The organism is Bradyrhizobium sp. USDA 4472 (assembly GCF_054058595.1).
Genome location: NZ_JBSSAM010000001.1, coordinates 1,704,125 through 1,720,676, shown reverse-complemented (window position 1 = coordinate 1,720,676; position 16,552 = coordinate 1,704,125). Strand labels below are relative to the sequence as shown.

At 64.1% G+C, this 16,552-nt stretch carries 14 protein-coding genes; 10 read left to right on the top strand and 4 right to left on the bottom strand.

Translation table 11 applies throughout. From position 1 onward, the window contains the following. Window position 1 precedes the first annotated feature (1 nt). The gene (locus ACVWZ4_RS07730; RefSeq protein ID WP_456740019.1) at window positions 2-2,095 is read right to left on the bottom strand and encodes a methyl-accepting chemotaxis protein; all 2,094 of its coding nucleotides are present in this window, start codon (window positions 2,093-2,095) and stop codon (window positions 2-4) included. A 234-nt stretch (window positions 2,096-2,329) separates the two neighbouring features. On the opposite strand from ACVWZ4_RS07730, the gene ACVWZ4_RS07725 reads away from it, so the two are divergent. Next, window positions 2,330-2,485, top strand: a complete 156-nt coding sequence (locus ACVWZ4_RS07725; RefSeq protein ID WP_008546817.1) for a Thivi_2564 family membrane protein — start codon at window positions 2,330-2,332, stop codon at window positions 2,483-2,485. Window positions 2,486-2,547: 62 nt separating this feature from the next. Here the strand turns inward: ACVWZ4_RS07725 and ACVWZ4_RS07720 are convergent, their stop codons facing one another. The 3 genes from ACVWZ4_RS07720 to cysD all read right to left on the bottom strand — a co-directional run bounded on the left by ACVWZ4_RS07720 (window position 2,548) and on the right by cysD (window position 7,734). Beyond that, a complete protein-coding gene (locus tag ACVWZ4_RS07720; protein WP_456740018.1) occupies window positions 2,548-4,713 on the bottom strand; it encodes a malate synthase G in 2,166 nt (721 codons plus the stop codon). A 289-nt stretch (window positions 4,714-5,002) separates the two neighbouring features. Then, window positions 5,003-6,919, bottom strand: coding sequence for an adenylyl-sulfate kinase (gene cysC / locus ACVWZ4_RS07715; protein WP_456701224.1), 1,917 nt, complete (start codon window positions 6,917-6,919; stop codon window positions 5,003-5,005). A gap of 20 nt (window positions 6,920-6,939) precedes the next feature. After that, window positions 6,940-7,734: a sulfate adenylyltransferase subunit CysD gene (cysD, locus tag ACVWZ4_RS07710; RefSeq protein WP_456705148.1), complete on the bottom strand. Its 795-nt coding sequence runs from the start codon at window positions 7,732-7,734 to the stop codon at window positions 6,940-6,942. A gap of 245 nt (window positions 7,735-7,979) precedes the next feature. Here cysD and cysG point away from each other — a divergent pair, with 245 nt between their 5' ends. The 9 genes from cysG (at window position 7,980) to ACVWZ4_RS07665 (ending at window position 16,545) form a co-directional block, all read left to right on the top strand. Next, window positions 7,980-9,404 (top strand): siroheme synthase CysG, encoded by a 1,425-nt coding sequence (cysG, locus tag ACVWZ4_RS07705; RefSeq protein ID WP_456736289.1) that lies wholly within the window; start codon window positions 7,980-7,982, stop codon window positions 9,402-9,404. After that, entirely contained in the window at window positions 9,401-9,718 is a 318-nt protein-coding gene (locus tag ACVWZ4_RS07700; RefSeq protein ID WP_456701226.1) for a DUF2849 domain-containing protein, read from the top strand. The genes cysG and ACVWZ4_RS07700 overlap by 4 nt, the downstream gene beginning before the upstream one ends. Before the next feature lie 11 nt (window positions 9,719-9,729). After that, complete coding sequence (locus tag ACVWZ4_RS07695; protein ID WP_456701227.1) at window positions 9,730-11,385, top strand: nitrite/sulfite reductase; 1,656 nt, start codon at window positions 9,730-9,732, stop codon at window positions 11,383-11,385. Next, a complete protein-coding gene (locus ACVWZ4_RS07690) occupies window positions 11,372-11,887 on the top strand; it encodes a DUF934 domain-containing protein (RefSeq protein WP_456736288.1) in 516 nt (171 codons plus the stop codon). Before ACVWZ4_RS07695 ends, ACVWZ4_RS07690 begins: the two co-directional genes overlap by 14 nt. Continuing rightward, the gene (locus tag ACVWZ4_RS07685; RefSeq protein WP_456740017.1) at window positions 11,884-12,609 is read left to right on the top strand and encodes a phosphoadenylyl-sulfate reductase; all 726 of its coding nucleotides are present in this window, start codon (window positions 11,884-11,886) and stop codon (window positions 12,607-12,609) included. Before ACVWZ4_RS07690 ends, ACVWZ4_RS07685 begins: the two co-directional genes overlap by 4 nt. A gap of 112 nt (window positions 12,610-12,721) precedes the next feature. Next, a complete protein-coding gene (locus ACVWZ4_RS07680; RefSeq protein ID WP_456740016.1) occupies window positions 12,722-13,723 on the top strand; it encodes a sulfate ABC transporter substrate-binding protein in 1,002 nt (333 codons plus the stop codon). Window positions 13,724-13,759: 36 nt separating this feature from the next. Then, window positions 13,760-14,596, top strand: coding sequence for a sulfate ABC transporter permease subunit CysT (gene cysT / locus ACVWZ4_RS07675; RefSeq protein ID WP_456736285.1), 837 nt, complete (start codon window positions 13,760-13,762; stop codon window positions 14,594-14,596). 10 nt (window positions 14,597-14,606) lie between these two features. Next, the gene (gene cysW / locus ACVWZ4_RS07670; protein ID WP_456701232.1) at window positions 14,607-15,518 is read left to right on the top strand and encodes a sulfate ABC transporter permease subunit CysW; all 912 of its coding nucleotides are present in this window, start codon (window positions 14,607-14,609) and stop codon (window positions 15,516-15,518) included. Next, the gene (locus ACVWZ4_RS07665; RefSeq protein ID WP_456740015.1) at window positions 15,508-16,545 is read left to right on the top strand and encodes a sulfate/molybdate ABC transporter ATP-binding protein; all 1,038 of its coding nucleotides are present in this window, start codon (window positions 15,508-15,510) and stop codon (window positions 16,543-16,545) included. The genes cysW and ACVWZ4_RS07665 overlap by 11 nt, the downstream gene beginning before the upstream one ends. Window positions 16,546-16,552: the final 7 nt, after the last annotated feature.

The following is a 16,552-nucleotide window of genomic DNA, read 5'->3' as shown; positions in this document are numbered from 1 at the left end:
TTTACGCCGCGCGGATCTTGCCGAGAAAATCGCTGACCTGATTGCCGAGCTGAAGGCTCTGGGTCTCCAGCATTTCGGCGGCCTGCTTGACATTGTCGGCGGCGCCGGCTGCGGTGTCGGCGTCGGTCTTCACGCCGGTGATGTTGTCGGAAACTTTCTTCGTGCCCTGCGCCGCGTATTGCGTGCTGCGGGTGATCTCCTGCGTGGCTGCGCCCTGCTCCTGCACGGCGGCCGCAATCGCGGTGGCGACCTCGTTGACTTCGCCGATGATGCCCCCAATCGCCTGGATCGCGTCGATGGCGTCGCCGGCAACCTTCTGGATGTCGGCGATCTGCTCCGAGATATCCTCGGTCGCCTTCGCGGTCTGGCTGGCCAGCGTTTTGACCTCGGAGGCGACGACCGCAAAACCGCGGCCCGCTTCGCCGGCGCGGGCGGCCTCGATCGTCGCGTTGAGCGCGAGCAGATTGGTCTGTGCCGCGATGGTGTTGATGAGGCCGACGACCTCGCCGATGCGACCGGCGGATCGGGCAAGTCCTTGCACCGTGCCATCGGTCTGCTCCGCCTGAGCCACGGCCCGGCGGGCGATGCCCGCGGCATGTGCCGCCTGTTGGCTGATGTCGCTGATGGAGCAGCTCAGCTCCTCGGACGCAGCAGCGACGCTGTCGACGCTCAGGGAGGCGTCTCCGGCCGCCTTTTCAGCGGACCGAACCCGATCATTGGTCTGCCGCGACACTGCCGAGAGATCGGATGAGGTTTTCCGCATTTCGCCGGAGGCTTCACTCAGCTCCTCGAGTGCCTTGCGCACGAGCCCCTCGAATTCGCCGATGTGGATCTCCATGGCACGCTGACGGCTCGCGGCCGCGGCATTGCGCTCGCGCTCCTTGGCTTCGATCTTCAGCTTGTCGGCGGCCTGCTGCTTGAACGTCTCCAGCGCGCCTGCCAGCGCGCCGATCTCATCCATCCTGTCTTCGTATCCCGTCTCGACGGAAAGGTCGCCACCCGCAACCTTCAACATGGCGTCGCGCATGTCGTGCAACGGCTTGATGACGCGCCGGCTCACGGCCAGCATCGGACCAACGGCGAGGCAGATGGCGAGGAGAACCAGCGCCAATTGCAGGATCAGGGCGTGCAGAGCCGAAGCGCGCTGGGCGGAGATGTGTTCGCGGGCCGCATCAAGCGCTGCCTCGGCCACACCGACCGCGGCGACCAGCCGCGCGACGCTGAACGGGCTCCATTCGTTGGCTACCATCTCGGGCTTTTCGCCCGATGCCAGTGCGTTCATCAGGCGATCGCGCAGGTCCACATATTGCGGGTCGAAATATGCGCTCTTGTTCTTGGTGATTGCGTCCGATAGCGCCGCCGGCAACTGCATGCCGCCGGTGGTGACCTCCAGCGCATGCCAGGCGGCCTCTACGCCTCCGACCAGCCTGATGTAGGATAGTCGTATTTCCGGGGTGACCTTTCCCGTACCGAGACCGTTGGAAACGAGAATTGAAGCGTCGCCCGCAGTGTTGCGAAGCAGCCATGCTGCCTGCTTGATGATCAGCAACTGATCGACCGCTGCGTCCTGATGGTTGATGGAGGCGGCGAGAATTCCAGACAACTTGTCGAGCAATACCACCAGTCCGGTTTCGGTATCCATGTATTCCTTGCCGAGAGCGACGCGGCGCGCGGCCTTGGGTTTCGCAATCTCCTGCCAGAATTGCTTCTGCATGCTCACGAGAGCGCGGAACAGTCGGTCGAATTCGGAGAGCAGCGCCGGCTTCTCGGCAAATTCGATGCTGCCGAGCAGATCGCGTGCCCTGACCATTGCGGGCATCTCGACGTCGTGCAGATCGCGCAGGTATTTTTCGATCGCCGGATCCAGCGATTGGTCGTTGTGAATCACGCGGTTCGAGGTGGAGCGGTCGGCGCGCATCCGATCCATCGCCTTGAACATGTCGGCGGATGCGTCAGCGATGACGGCAATGCGGTTGGCGATCTGGAGACGTTGCCAGGAATCCCAGGCGATGAGCAAGGCTCCGACGACCACGCAGCAGGAGGTGGTCAGGATCACGCTTCTCAGCAGTGCGGATACCGTCAAGCGGTTCAACATGGCGCCCATCCCCAGCAATCATGAACTCCACCAGCGCCCCGAGTTCGAACGGGACGCGCAAAGCGGGCATTTGCGCGTCGCTCGGCGGCAGTCTCCGGGGCATTTGGCCACAAAAGAGTAAAAAACTTGGTCGCGACCGGAGGATTACGGCTTCGCGTCCGGTTTCAAAAATGGAACCCGACGCGAAGCCTCGACGTTAAGCCACGTTACCAACTGGCCTGAAGGGGGTTACAAATGCTGGTCGGCGTCCTCGTCACATTCCTGGTCGTCATTCTCGTTCTTTATCTCATTAACATGCTGCCGATGGACGGCCGCGCCAAGCAGATCGCGCGCGTCATCGTCATCATCATCGGCATCGTGTCCCTGCTGAAATATCTCGCGGTGTTCTAGCTACGATTGCCGACAAAAAAGCCCCGGCCTGAGCCGGGGCTTCTGATGTTCGAACAGGGGCCTCAGCCCGCCGCTTTCGCCTCGCGGCGGCGCGCGGTGAGGATGTATTCGGTATAGCCGTTCGGCTGCTCGCGGCCTTTGAAGACGAGGTCGCAGGCGGCCTTGAAGGCGACGCCGTCGAAGGCCGGCGCCATCGGCTTGTAGATCGGATCGCCGGCGTTCTGCTTGTCGACGACGACAGCCATGCGCTTGAGCGATTCCATCACCTGCGCCTCGGTGATGACGCCCTGATGCAGCCAGTTGGCGAGGTGCTGACTGGAGATGCGCAATGTCGCGCGGTCTTCCATCAGGCCGACATCGTGAATGTCAGGCACCTTGGAGCAGCCGACGCCCTGGTCGATCCAGCGCACGACGTAGCCCAGAATGCCCTGGCAGTTGTTGTCGATCTCCTGCTTGACGTCATCGGGCGCCCAGTTCGACTTCGACACCGGAATGGTGAGAATGTCCGAGAGCTTTGCGCGCGGCCCGCCCTTGGTCAGCTCCTGCTGGCGTGCGATGACGTTGACCTGGTGGTAGTGCAGCGCGTGCAGCGTCGCCGCGGTCGGCGAGGGGACCCAGGCGGTTGTGGCGCCGGCCTGCGGATGGCTAAGCTTCTGCTGCAGCATGTCGGCCATCTTGTCGGGGGCAGCCCACATGCCCTTGCCGATCTGGGCATGGCCGGGAAGGCCGTCGATCAGGCCCATGTCGACGTTCCAGTCCTCATAGGCCTTGATCCAGGCCTGCGCCTTCATCTCGTTCTTGCGGATCATCGGACCCGCTTCCATCGAGGTGTGGATCTCGTCGCCGGTGCGGTCGAGGAAGCCGGTGTTGATGAACATGATGCGCTTCGAGGCGCGCTGGATGCAGGCCTTGAGGTTGACGGTGGTGCGCCGCTCCTCGTCCATGATGCCGACCTTGAGCGTGTTCTCAGGCAGGCCCAGCATCTTCTCGACGCCATCGAAGATCTCGCAGGTGAACGAGACCTCGTCCGGGCCGTGCATCTTCGGCTTGACGATATAGGCCGAGCCGGTGCGGCTGTTCTTGACCTTGGAGTTGCCCTTGAGGTCGTGGATCGCGAGCAGGCCGGAGACGGCGGCGTCGAGTAGCCCTTCCGGCACTTCCTCGCCGTTCTCGTCGAGCACCGCGTCGGTGAACATGTGGTGACCGCAATTGCGCATCAACAGCAGGCTGCGGCCGTGCAGCTTCACTTCGCCCTTGCCGTCAGGCGTCTTGTAGCTGCGGTCGGCGTTGAGCGATCGCGTCAGCGTCTTGCCGCCTTTTTCGAAGTCGGCCGACAGCGTGCCGTTCATCAGGCCGAGTGTATTGCGATAGACCAGCACCTTGTCCTCGGCATCGACGGCGGCGACCGAGTCTTCCATGTCGAGGATGGTCGACACGGCTGATTCCATGATCATGTCGGCGACGCCGGCCGGGTCGTCCTTGCCGATCGCGCTGCTGCGGTCGATCTTCACTTCGACATGCAAGCCGTTGTTGACGAGCAGCACGGCGCTCGGCGCGGCCGCATCGCCCTGGAAACCGGCGAATTGCGCGGCGCTCTTCAGCGCGGTGGCGTTGCCGCTCTTCAGCTTCACGGCGAGCTGGCCCGCGACGACGCTATAGGCGGTGACGTCGGTGTGGCTGCCGGTCGCCAGCGGCACGGCGGCGTCGAGGAACGCTTTTGCTTTCGCGATCACCTTGTCGCCGCGGGCCTTGTTGTAGCCCTTGCCACCCTCGGATGGGTCATGCGGGATCGCGTCGGTGCCGTAGAAGGCGTCATAGAGCGAGCCCCAGCGCGCATTTGCCGCGTTCAGCGCATAACGTGCATTGGTGAGCGGCACGACGAGCTGCGGGCCGCAGATCTTGCCGATCTCCTCATCGACATTGGCGGTCTCGACCTTCTGTGTCGCCGGCTCCGGAACGAGATAGCCGATCTCCTTCAGGAAGGCGGTGTAGGCGTTGAGGTCGAATGCCTTGCCCTTGTAGGCCCGGTGCCAGTCGTCGATCTTGGCCTGCAGCTGATCACGGACAGCGAGCAGCGACCGGTTCTTCGGCCCCAACTCCCTGATGAGGCCCGCCACCCCGGCCCAGAACGCATCCGGCGCGATCCCGGTTTTCGGGGCGGCTTCCTTGGCGATGAAATCGAAAAGGACGGGGGCGATCTTCAATCCGTGGGCGTCAACGCGTTTCATGATGGTCTTTCTTGTTGGAAATGGCTGTTTTTGGCTGCTTTTGACCGCCAGCAGCAAAATGCGCCCGCGAGAGGCGGCTTTCGGGACCTATTAGCCCCAAAATCGGGGCGGTGAGAAGACCCCCGGCGGATTGTCAAAATGTCAAGGAGAGGTGGAGTGCCGCGCAACCTGTCATTCCCCGCGAAAGCGGGGAATCCAGCACGGCACGGCATCCCCGTATCCCAATGCTGTCTCTGGAACGTTGGGTCGCCCGGTCAAGCCGGGCGACGACCGCTGGGGTAGGACCGCCTCAAATATTCGCGGCGAGGTCCACGACTTCGTCGAACAGTACGCCCGATGTCTTCAGCATCTGTTCGATCTCATCCGCCGCTTCGGCGACTGTCCGTGTCGACGTATCGATCACGAGCTCGGCCGCTTCCGGCGCCTCGTAGTCGTTGCCGATACCGGTGAACGACGCCAGTGCACCCGCGCGGGCTTTCTTGTAGTGGCCCTTGGGGTCGCGCTCCTCGCAGATCTCGGCCGGCGTCGCGACATGGATCTCGCGGAACGCGGCGTCGGCGATGCGGCGCGCGGTGGCGCGATCCTCGCGCGCCGGGGAAACCGCGGCGACGATGGCGATATGGCCGTTCCGCGCCAGATGCGTCGCGACCTCGGCGAGACGGCGGATGTTCTCACTGCGATCGGCGGCAGAGAAGCCGAGATCGCCGTTGAGCCCGGCCCGCAGCGTGTCGCCGTCGAGCAGGATCGGCGAGCCGCCATTGGTGAACAGCCGCCGCTCCAGCGCCTTCGCCAGGGTCGACTTGCCGGAGGCCGGCAGGCCGGTGAGCCAGACGACCGCGCCGTTGTGTTGATAGCGCGCGGAGCGTTCGTCGGGACGGAGTGCGGATTCTACCGGAACGATGTCGACCGGCACGGCGCGCTGCCCGGCATCGACCGACAGCACCAGGCCGCCGCCGGCGATGCGCCCTGACACCTCGATCACGAGGCGGCCGGTGCGCGGATTCTCGGTATAGGGATCGGCTGCAATCGGATTGGACAGGGAGATATCGATCTCGCCGACATGATTACGGCCGATCGCCTTGTTCTCGCGGCTCTCGAGCTCGCCGGGATCGACGGCCTTTTCGATGGCCACCACGGTGGCCCGGCTTTCCTTCGGCCCCGAGCGGACCAGGATCTGGTCGCCCTTGGCGAGCGGCTTGTCGTGCAGCCAGAAGATGCGCGCGCGGAGCCGCCGCGTCTCGCGCGGGGCAGCGTCGGTGTGTGCGATGATGTCGCCGCGCTCGATGAACAATTCCCGGTCGAGCGTGATGCCGACCGACCGGCCGGCGCCCTGGCGCGTTGCGACCGGCGTCACCGGCCAGCTCTCGACCGTCTTGATCTTGGCGATCTTGCCGGCCGGCATGATCACGATCTCGTCGCCGGCAATCAGGCTGCCGGATTCGATGCGGCCGGCGACGATGCGGCGATCGTCGAACTTGTAGATCGCCTGCACCGGCAGCCGCAGCGCCAAGGCTTCCAGCGGTCGCGCCGGCTCGAGCCGATCGAGCGCTTCAACCACGGTCGGTCCCTTGTACCAGCCGATGCGGTCGGTGCGCTCGGCGACGCCGTCGCCGTCGCGCGCGGAGATCGGGATCACGGCGGCCGGCGTCACGCCGAGGCCGTTGAGATGCGCCGAAATCTCGTCGCTGATCTCCTTGAAGCGATCGGCGCTGAAATCGACGCGGTCCATCTTGTTGACCACGACAGCGACCTGCTTCACACCGAGCAGATGCAGGAGATAGCCGTGACGCCGGGTCTGGTCGCGCACGCCTTCGAGTGCGTCGATGATCAGCACCGCGCCGTCGGCCTGCGACGCACCGGTGATCATGTTGCGCAGGAATTCGGCGTGGCCGGGCGCGTCGATCAGCACGATGTCGCGCGAATTGGTGCGAAAGCGGATCTGCGTGGTGTCGATGGTGATGCCCTGGTCGCGCTCGGTCTGGAGCGCATCGAGCAGGAACGACCATTCGAACGGCATGCCGCGCCGCGCGCTGACGGCCTTCAGCATTTCCAGCTTGCCGTCCGGCAGGCTGCCGGTCTCATGCAGGAGGCGGCCGACCAGCGTCGACTTGCCGTGGTCGACATGGCCGACGATGACGATGCGGACCTGCGGACGCGTGGTCCCGTTGGGCGTAGCGGACGAAGAGGGGGTGACGATCATGTTCATGGCCGTGATGCGTCCTTGAATCAGAGATAGCCGGCGACGCGCAGGCGCTCGAAAGCATCCTCGGTCTCGTGGTCGAGCGCACGGCCGGCACGCTCCGGCACCTTGGTCTGCTCGAGTTCGGCCAGGATCTCGTCGATGCTGGATGCTGTTGAAGCAACCGGATTGGTGATGTCCTGATCACCCAGCGAGCGATAGCGCTTGCCGTCCTTGGCGAGATACAGCGGGATGATCGGGATGTTCTCACGCTTGGTATAGGCCCAGATGTCCGCCTCGGTCCAATGCAGGATCGGGTGAATGCGCAAATGCGCCCCCTGCGGCGGCGATGCGTTGAAATGATCCCAGAACTCCGGCGGCTGATCGCGGACGTCCCAATTGCCTTCGAGGCCGCGCGGCGAGAACACGCGCTCCTTGGCGCGGGTGGCTTCCTCGTCGCGTCGAATGCCGGCAATCAGGCCGTCGAAGCCGTATTTCGCCAGCGCCATCTTGAGACCTTCGGTCTTGCGCGCGGCGGAACGGGCGGCCGGGGGCAGCGTGGGGTCGACGGCATCGATGGGCGGGCAGGGCTCGACGCGCAGGTCGAGCTCCCACTCCTTGCCGTAATGATCGCGAAAGCGATACATCTCCGGAAATTTCTTGCCGGTGTCGACATGAAGGGCCGGGAATGGCAGGCGCCCGAAGAACGCCTTGCGCGCCAGCCAGATCATGACGTTGGAGTCCTTGCCGAGCGACCACAGCAGGGCGATCTTCTTCAGACGGCCGAAGGCCTCGCGGAAGATGTAGATGCTCTGCGCCTCAAGCTGATCGAGATGGTCCATGCTGGGTGCGGCATCAGCAGAAAAATCTTGCGCGTTCACGCGCTCGACGAGAGCCGGGTTGTCCAGCCTGTCCGCAGCGGAATTGTCCTTGAGAAGATGCATCTCTGCCACTTTGCGTTTGGAGGCGAAAATTCTATAGTTGCACCGCAGAAGAGAAGAAAAAATTTTCTCTTTGCGCGCTCGAAACGACACATATATAGAAAATAATTCCAGTCAACCCCGTATGTGGGGCAAGCGAGTATCGAATGCGGTTCTTGCCGGTGTTCCTCGATCTCAGTAGCGGTCCAGTGGTCCTCATCGGCGCGGGTGAGCTTTTGCGCGCAAAATTGCGCGTGCTCGCTTCTGCCGGTGCGCGCGTCCGCGTGCATGCGATCGATGGCAATCGGGACCTGGGTCTGAATTCAGGCGACAGTGCGCGTATCGAGATCGCGACCGGCGATCCGCTCACATCTGATCTTGCCGGTGTCATCGCGATCGTCTGCGCGGGTGCAGGCGATGTCGGCGTTGCGATGTCGGCCCGCGCAAAATCGCTCGGCCTGCCCGTCAACGTCATGGACGATCTCGACCATTCCAGCTTCATCTTTCCGGCGATCGTCGATCGCGGCGATGTCGTGGTCGCGGTCGGCACCGGCGGAACGTCGCCGGTGGTGGCGCGGCGCGTGCGCGAGAAGATCGAGGCGCTGCTGCCCTCGCGCATCGGCGAGCTGGCCGAGTTCATCGGTGGCTTCCGCAGATCCATCAACGAGCGCATCGCCGAGTTTCCGCTGCGCCGTCGCTTCTGGGAGCGCGTGATCGACGGCCCGATCGGCGCCGCCGTGCTGGCCGGCCGCAACGGTGAGGCCGATACGGCACTCAAGGCGATCTCCGATCCCTCGGCCTTCGCGCGCGCCGACAAGCCTGAAGGTTCGGTCGCGCTGGTTGGCGCCGGCCCCGGCGATCCCGATCTTCTCACCATCAAGGCGCTGCGCGCGTTGCAGGATGCCGACATCGTCTTCCACGACGAGCTGGTCTCCGCGGAAATTCTCGACCGCATCCGGCGCGACACCGCGCGCGTTGCGGTCGGCCGCCGCGTCGGCAAGCCCGGCATCGGCCAGGATGCCATCAACAAGCGCATGATCGAGGCCGCGCAAGCGGGGCAGCGCGTGGTGCGGCTGAAGGGCGGTGATCCCTTCGTGTTCGGCCGCGGTGGCGAAGAGGTGGAGGCGCTGCGCGCCGCCGGCATCGCCTATTCGATCATTCCGGGCATCACCGCCGGGCTCGGCGGCGCCGCCGATTTCGAGGTGCCGCTGACCTACCGTCATGAAGCCACCCGCATCACCTTCCTCACCGCGCACAAGGCGCGCGACGCGGAGACCGTCGACTGGTCGACGCTGACCGACACGAAAATGACCGTCGTTGTCTACATGGGCATGACAGCCGCGCCCGCTATTCGTGCCGGCCTGTTCGCCGCCGGCCGTTCGCCGGAGACGCCGGTCGGCGTGTTTGCCCGCGTCACCCGACCCGATGCGCAAGGCGCGATCGGCACGCTACGCGACTTGCCCGAACTCGTGCGGCAGACCAGTGGCGGTCCTGCCATCCTCATCATCGGCGACGTGGTCCGGCATGCCGGCTCGCTTCGCCGTCAATCCCCAAAGCAAATCATCTCTGACCTATTGGATGCAGCCGAATGACCTCCCCGCTCGAACAGAAGAAGATCAAGATCGCCGGCCCCTCGGTGGTGACCGCCAACCGCACCTGGGACGGCATCGTGGTGTACCGCACCGCCGCCAAGGGCTGGTCCGCGGAGCTCTCGGAAGCTGCGATCGTGCGCAACTCCGATGAAGCGAAAGCCTTGCTCGCCGAATCCGTCGCTGATGACCTCGGCGCCGTTGGCCCCTATATCGCTCCGGTGCAGGTTGGCGCGGACGGCAAGATCGAACCGGGCAATCTGCGCGAACAGATCCGCCGCACCGGTGTGACCATCGGACAGCAGGCCCAGGCTTAAGGCATTTTCTTATGTACGCTTACGACGAAATCGATCGCACGCTCGTCAACGAGCGCGTCTCGGAGTTCCGCGACCAGGTGAAGCGCCGCCTCTCCGGCGAGCTCACCGAGGACGAGTTCAAGATCCTGCGCCTCCAGAACGGCGTCTATCTGCAACTGCACGCCTACATGTTCCGCGTCGCGATTCCCTACGGGACGCTGTCGACGAACCAGTTGCGGGCACTCGCCCATGTCGCGCGCAAATACGACCGCGGCTACGGCCATTTCACCACACGGCAGAACATCCAGTTCAACTGGATCAAGCTCGCCGAGCTGCCGGATGCGCTGGCCGATCTTGCCAAGGTCGGTATCCATGCGATGCAGACCTCCGGCAACAACATGCGCAATGTCACCTCGGACCAGTGGGCTGGCGTTGCACCCGGCGAGATCGAGGATCCACGGATCTGGTCGGAGCTGATCCGCCAGCACACGACCCTGCATCCGGAATTCTCGTTCCTGCCGCGCAAGTTCAAGATCGCGATCACCGCCTCGGAGCATGACCGCGCCGCGATCAAGATTCACGACATCGGGCTCAAGCTGATCAAGAACGAGAAGGGCGAGACCGGCTTCGAGGTGCTGGTTGGCGGCGGTCTCGGCCGCACGCCGTTCATCGCCAAGACCATCAAGCACTTCGTCCATGGCCGCGATATCCTCAGCTATATCGAGGCGATCCTGCGCGTCTACAATCAGTACGGCCGCCGCGACAATATCTACAAGGCACGCATCAAGATCCTGGTGCACGAGCTCGGCATCGAGAAATTCTCGCGCGAGGTCGAGGAGGAGTGGCAGCACATCCGCAATTCCTCGCTGCAGATCGACGACGAGGTGATCGAGGACATCCGCTCGCGCTTCACTTATCCCGCTTACGAGAAGCTGCCGCACATGCCGGACGAGCTGCGTCAGGCCGCGGCCGATCCCGACTTCGAGGCTTGGCGCAAGAACTCGGTGGCGCCGCACAAGGCCCAGGGTTACTCCATCGTCACCATTTCGCTGAAGCCGATCGGCAAGCCTCCGGGCGATGCCACGGCCGAGCAGATGGATGCGCTGGCCGATCTCGCCGACAGATATTCCTTCGGCGAGATCCGCGTCGGCCATGAGCAGAATTTGGCGCTGCCGCACGTCGCCAAGCGCGACCTGCCGGCGCTGTGGAAGGCGCTCGACAAGCTTGGGCTGGCGACGCCGAACGTCAATCTGATCACCGACATCATCGCGTGCCCGGGTCTCGACTATTGCTCGCTGGCGAACGCGCGCTCGATCCCGATCGCGCAGGAGCTGACGCGGCGTTTCGCGAACCACGAGCTTGCCAATCTGATCGGGCGTCTGCACATCAATATCTCCGGCTGCATCAACGCCTGCGGCCATCACCATGTCGGCCATATCGGCATTCTCGGCGTCGAGAAGAACGGCGAGGAGGTCTACCAGATCACCATCGGCGGCCGCGCTGACGAAGGGGCTGTGCTCGGAACGCTGATCGGTCCCGGCGTGAAATTCGACGAGGTCGCGGACGTGATCGAGGACGTCGTGGAGGCCTATCTGGCGCTGCGCGAGCGGCCCGAAGAACTGTTCATGGACACGGTGAAGCGCCTCGGCGTCGAGCCCTTCAAGGAGCGCGTCTATGCCACTCGTTAACGGCGGAAAAATCGTCGACGACAGCTTCGTCAAGCTCGCCGTCGATACGCCGCTGCCCGTGAGCGGCGACATCCTGGTGCCGGCCGAACGTTTCATCGGCGAGGCCGACGCGCTGCTCGAGCGTCCGGGCAAGGTCGGCGTGATCTGGCCGAACAACCGCGACATCGACGAGCTCGTGCCCTATCTCGGCAAGGTCGCGACCGTCGCGCTGGTGTTTCCGACCTTCCGCGACGGGCGCGCCTACAGCCAGGCGCGGCTGCTGCGCGAGCGGCACAATTATCGTGGCGACTTGCGCGCCACGGGCCAGATCCTGCGCGACCAGTTCGTTTTCATGCTGCGCGCCGGCTTCGATTCCTTCGAGGTGAAGAAGCAGGCCGACGCGGAAGCCTTCATGCAGACCGCGAAACGCTATTCGGTGTTCTACCAGCCGACCGGAGACGGCCGGATTACGGCGCTGCACCGGCGCATGCAGCTGCGCCACTCCGAAGGAGTCGGCACATGAACGCCATCGCGCCCCAGGTCGCGTCCGTTTCAACGCTGCCTTCGGCGGCGGAGCTCGATCGTGCCTTGCGCGATGCTTCGCCTGCCGAAGTCATCGCTGCCGCGCTGAAGGCGGTTGGTCGTGACAAGCTCGCGCTGGTGTCGTCGTTCGGCACGGAATCGGCGACGCTGTTGAAGGTGATGGCGGATGTCGATCCGGCGATCCCGGTGATCTTCCTCGACACCGGCTGGCTGTTCGAGGAGACGCTGGCCTATCGCGATACGCTGATCGCGATGCTGGGCTTGAAGGACGTGCGCTCGATCAAGCCAGCCGAGGAGGCGCTGTCGCGCGAGGATCCCGACCGCGAGCTCTGGTTTTCCGATCCCGATGCCTGCTGCCGCATCCGCAAGGTGGAGCCACTGGCGCGTGCGCTGAAGCCGTTCGATGCCTGGCTCAATGGCCGCAAGCGCTTCCAGGGCAATGCGCGCGCCGACATTCCGGTCGTCGAGGACGATGGCGCACGGTTGAAGTTCAATCCGTTCGCCAATGTCTCGCGCGAGGAACTCGAGGCGATTTTCGTCCGCGCCAAATTGCCGCGTCACCCGCTTGTCGTATCCGGTTTTCGCTCGGTCGGGTGTATGCCTTGCACGAGCAGAACAGCCGAAGGCGAGGACGAGCGCGCGGGGCGCTGGCGCGGCCGTGCCAAGACAGAATGCGGCATTCATACGATGAAGGGTTCGTAGCACAGTCGCGCTGCGAGCCTGCGAACAAGAAAATCCGCTTCCGTTGACTTGAGAGCGTTTCGCCACGAGTTTCGCCTGCATGCCTTCGTCGACATCGATGTCGTCGAAGTGAATGGAGATGGACATGATGCGCCGTATCGCTCCGCTCGCTGCAGGACTTCTCTGGGCAAGCTCGGCTCTCGCTGCTGATATCAACCTGTTGAACGTGTCGTACGATCCGACGCGCGAGCTCTATGCCGAATTCAACAAGGCGTTCGCCAACGCCTACCAGAAGGAGACCGGCAAGAGCGTCGAGATCAAGCAGTCGCATGGCGGCAGCGGCTCACAGGCGCGCGCCGTGATCGATGGCTTGCAGGCCGACGTGGTGACGCTCGCACTCGCCTACGACATCGACGCCATCGCCGGCAAGGGCCTCATCGCGGCCGACTGGCAGAAGCGGCTGCCGCAGAATTCATCGCCCTACACGTCGACCATTGTGTTCCTGGTGCGCAAGGGAAATCCGAAGGGCATCAAGGACTGGGACGACCTGCTCAAATCAGGTGTTGCCGTGATCACGCCGAACCCGAAGACGTCAGGCGGCGCGCGCTGGAACTATCTCGCGGCCTGGGGCTTCGCGCAGAAGAAATACGGCTCCGCCGACAAGGCCAAGGAGTTCATCGGCAAGCTCTATCAGCAGGTACCGGTGCTCGACACCGGCGCGCGGGGCGCCACGGTGACCTTCGTCGAGCGCGGCGTCGGCGACGTGCTGCTCGCCTGGGAGAACGAAGCTTATCTTGCGCTGAAGGAATTCGGCCCGGAGAAATTCGAGATCGTGGCGCCGCCGCTGTCGATCTTGGCGGAGCCGCCGGTCGCCATCGTCGACAAGGTCGCGGACAAGAAGGGCACCCGGAACGTCGCCGACGCCTATCTCCAGTATTGGTACACGAAGGAAGGTCAGGAGATCGCCGCGCGCAATTTCTACCGTCCGCGCGGTGCGGAAACCGCCAAGAAGTATGAAAATTCCTTCGCCAAGGTCGAGCTATTCACCATCGATGACGTTTTTGGTGGTTGGACCAAGGCGCAGAAAGACCATTTTGCCGACGGCGGCATCTTCGATCAGATCTACAAGAACTGATCGGGCGCTGTCGGAGCGGCTTTAGCAGGGGGCCTGGTGAGCGCAATCGCAGCACGACGCCGGACATTGCCGGGCTTCGGTCTCACGATGGGACTGACGCTGACCTGGCTCTCTGTCGTTATCCTGATTCCGCTCGCCGGGCTGTTCCTGAAATCCACCGAACTCAGCCTTGATCAGTTCTGGGCGATCGTCTCCAGCCGTCGCACCCTGAATGCGTTGCGCGTCTCCTTCGGTCTGGCTTTTGCTGCCGCCTGCGTCAACCTCGTGATGGGCAGTATCATCGTCTGGGCGCTGGTGCGTTATCGTTTCCCCGGTCGGCGAATCTTCGATGCCATCGTTGACGTACCCTTCGCATTGCCGACGGCGGTGGCCGGCGTCGCGCTGACCTCGCTGTTCGCCGAGAAGGGTTGGCTGGGTGCGCCGCTCGCCGCGCTCGGCATCAAGGTGGCGTTCACGCCGCTCGGCATCTTCGTCGCCATGATCTTCATCGGCATTCCCTTCGTTGTCCGCACCGTGCAGCCGGTGCTCCAGGATATCGACGCCGAAATCGAGGAAGCCGCTGGCAGCCTTGGCGCCAGCCGCTGGCAGACCATCATTCGCGTGATCCTGCCGTCGCTCGCGCCCGCGCTGCTTACGGGACTTGCGCTGGCCTTCGCGCGCGCGGTCGGCGAATACGGCTCGGTGATCTTCATCGCCGGAAATCTGCCCAACGTCTCCGAGATCGCGCCGCTCTTGATCGTGATCCGTCTCTCCGAATTCCGCTATGCCGACGCGACTGCGATCGCCGTGGTCATGCTCGTCGTCTCCTTCGTCATCATCTTCGCGGTGAACCGGTTGCAGCGCTGGGCGCAGGACCGGGTCCCGGTGCGTTGAGGTGGATGCGATGACGATGCAGATCGCAGATTCTGTCCCGCTCTCCGCCCCCAATGCCAGGACCCGTGCGCATGCGGCAGCCGCGCGCAACAATCTCCGCACCGAGCCGAAGGCGGTGCGCATCGCCATCATCACGCTGGCGGTATTATTCCTCTCCGTCTTCGTCGTACTGCCGCTGGTCCTGGTGTTCGCGCAGGCCTTCTCGAAGGGCATCCTCGCCTATTTCGCCGCGCTCGCCGAGCCCGAGGCGCTGGCGGCGATCAAGCTGACGCTCGTGGTGGCGGCGATCTCGGTCAGCCTCAATCTCGTCTTCGGTCTGGTCGCCGCCTGGGCGATCGCCAAGTTCGAATTCACGGGCAAGACCTTCCTGATCACGCTGATCGACCTGCCGTTCTCGGTGAGCCCCGTCATCTCCGGCCTCGTCTTCGTGCTGCTGTTCGGCGCGCAGGGCTATTTCGGCGGCTGGCTGCGCGACCACGACATCCAGATCCTGTTTGCGGTGCCCGGCATCGCGCTCGCCACCACCTTCGTGACGTTCCCGTTCGTGGCGCGCGCACTGCTCCCCTTGATGCAGGAGCAGGGCACGCAGGAGGAAGAGGCTGCGATCTCGCTCGGCGCCTCCGGCCTGCAAACCTTCTTCCGCGTCACGCTGCCCAACATCAAATGGGGCGTGCTCTATGGCGTGTTGCTCTGCAACGCCCGCGCGATGGGCGAGTTCGGCGCGGTCTCGGTCGTCTCAGGTCATATCCGCGGCGAGACCAACACCATGCCGCTGCTGGTCGAGATCCTTTACAACGAGTATCAGTTCGTCGCGGCCTTCGCGATCGCCTCGCTGCTCGCGATGCTGGCCCTGATCACGCTGGTCGCCAAATCCATTCTCGAACGCCACCTCGACGAAGGGCACGACGTCAATGACCATTGAAGTCAAAAATCTCGTCAAGAAGTTCGGCAGCTTTGCCGCGCTTGACGGCGTCGATCTCAAGGTCGCCGACGGCGAGCTGCTCGCCCTGCTCGGCCCGTCCGGCTCCGGCAAGACCACGCTGCTGCGGATCATCGCCGGCCTCGACTGGCCTGATTCCGGCGAGGTCGCTTTCAATGGCGAGGACGCGCTGGCGCAGGGCGCGCGCGAGCGCCACGTCGGCTTCGTGTTTCAGCATTACGCGCTGTTCCGTCATATGAGCGTGTTCGAGAACGTCGCATTCGGCCTGCGCGTGCAGCCGCGCGCGATCCGCAAGGACGAAGCGACGATCCGCACGCGCGTCAAGGAGCTGCTGGATCTCGTACAACTCGACTGGCTCGCCGACCGCTATCCGAGCCAGCTCTCCGGCGGTCAGCGCCAGCGCATTGCGCTTGCCCGCGCGCTCGCAATCGAGCCGCGAATCCTGCTGCTCGACGAGCCGTTCGGCGCGCTCGATGCCAAGGTGCGCAAGGAGCTGCGCAAATGGCTGCGCTCGCTGCATCACGAGATCAACGTCACCTCGATCTTCGTCACTCACGACCAGGAAGAAGCGCTGGAAGTCGCCAACCGCGTCGTGGTCATGGACAAGGGCAGGATCGAGCAGATCGGCTCGCCCGACGACGTCTACGAGAGGCCGGCGACCGCCTTCGTGCATGGCTTCATCGGCGAATCCATCGAGCTGCCGGTCCATGTGGCCGAGGGCGCGGTGCGGCTCGGCGACCGCCCGCTCAATCTTGCGGCGGACGGGCTTGCGCCTGGCGCGTCAAAACTGTTCGTGAGGCGACATGACATGCTGGTCGGCCCGCCCGGCTCGGGCGACTTCGAGGGCGCGGTTCAACATGTCCGCAATTTCGGCCCGGTGCAACGGGCCGAGGTCGCACTGTCGGGTGGCGAGACCATCGAGATCGATGTACCCCGCGACCGGGAACTGCGCGCTGGCGACACGATCGGTCTAAACCCTCGCCGCTACCGGATATTTGCGGGCGCCTGAGCCGTCT